Raw genomic sequence first — 1,203 nt, 5'->3', positions numbered from 1 at the left:
ACTCGTCGCCCGCATCATCGGACCGCTGCTCTTCGAGCGCTTCCTGCACGGCGTGCACCTTGAAGAGGACCTGGTGGTCGGTCTGGTCGACGCCGCGCTCGCGCCCTGGCTGCCGAACGCGTGAGCGCGTCCCGCGCGGTCCGACGCCGGACGCTCACTGCGTCCGCCGCCTCGCCCGAGCCGTGCGCCCGGACTCCGCGCACGGTGTCTGCGCATGCTCGGCGACGGGACGGCGCGCCGGGCGCGGGGCGCTGACCGGCGCCGCGCCCTCCCTGGCCTCTCGGCTGCTTCGCCGGACCGTGTTCGGTGGCCGGCTCGCCGACAGCGTCGACCGGAGTCTCCGCTTCTGTGGAGCCCCGTAGGGGGGTGTCGCGGGCGCGGCCTCCGGTGCGCGCGTACCGCGCCTGCCGCAGAGCCGTCGCGGGTCACTCTCGGCGACGCCGGCCGCATGTTCACGGTGGCCGCGGTGGCGCACGCGGCACTCGTGACCATCCGTGCCGCGCGGAGCGGGCCCTTCAGCGATCACGGTGCGGAAGGCGGACGAGTGCCAAGGGAACCCCTTGGGCGAAAGCGGTGAGGGGCCTGTATCGGGGCCCCTCACCGTGCGGGGGGGCTGGGGGGGCTGCCCCGCGTATGTGGCGCCCGCCCCGGCTACGCGGCGTTCATCCGCCTCGGCGTCGTGACGCCGTCCGAGGGCTTCCGCGCGGCGTCGGCGCACTCGCCGTCGCGCCAGTACGTTGCCTCTTCCCTTCCGCTGCGGCCGGGGGCACCTTCCGTCGCGTGCAGGCCACCGCGTACGGCGTCGGCCGGGAGGCGCTCCAGGGCTGCGCCGTACCACAGGGACAGCATGTCCAGGGTGTCGGTGCTGGTCTCCCTGACCTCGGCGAGGATGACCGTACTGGCAGCCGGCGCGTGAGCGATGTAGGCGTCGGCCGTCGCGTTCCGCCCCGCCGCACCGTCCACGCCGTCGGTGACGCGCACCGCGCCGTCCTCCAGGTTCTCGATCAGTACGGCGCCAAGGACCTCGGTGCTGGCGGCGCTGAGGTTCCTCAGACCGCTCAGCGCCTGGTAGGCGGTGGCGCGGTCGGTGAAGCGAAGAGCGATGACGTTCTCGTTCATGGGTATGGACCGTTTCCTCGGACCCGACGGCAGACCGCGGCGGGCCTGCGACTGGCGGTGCTCGATCGGCAAGGCGGTTGTTGT

General features: G+C 73.6%; 1 protein-coding gene. It reads right to left on the bottom strand.

The features are described from left to right. Positions 1-651: 651 nt before the first annotated feature. Positions 652-1,119: a hypothetical protein gene (locus AQJ64_RS17870; RefSeq protein ID WP_055638993.1), complete on the bottom strand. Its 468-nt coding sequence runs from the start codon at positions 1,117-1,119 to the stop codon at positions 652-654. Positions 1,120-1,203 lie beyond the last annotated feature (84 nt).

It is taken from the genome of Streptomyces griseoruber (genome assembly GCF_001514205.1).
GTDB lineage: Bacteria > Actinomycetota > Actinomycetes > Streptomycetales > Streptomycetaceae > Streptomyces > Streptomyces griseoruber.
Note: the sequence above shows the minus strand (reverse complement) of the source record. Positions and strands in the feature narration are given on the sequence as shown.

Excerpts from the sequence above, each read along its gene's own strand:
- AQJ64_RS17870 (WP_055638993.1), bottom strand. The coding sequence starts at position 1,119 with ATGAACGAGAACGTCATCGCTCTTCGCTTCACCGACCGCGCCACCGCC.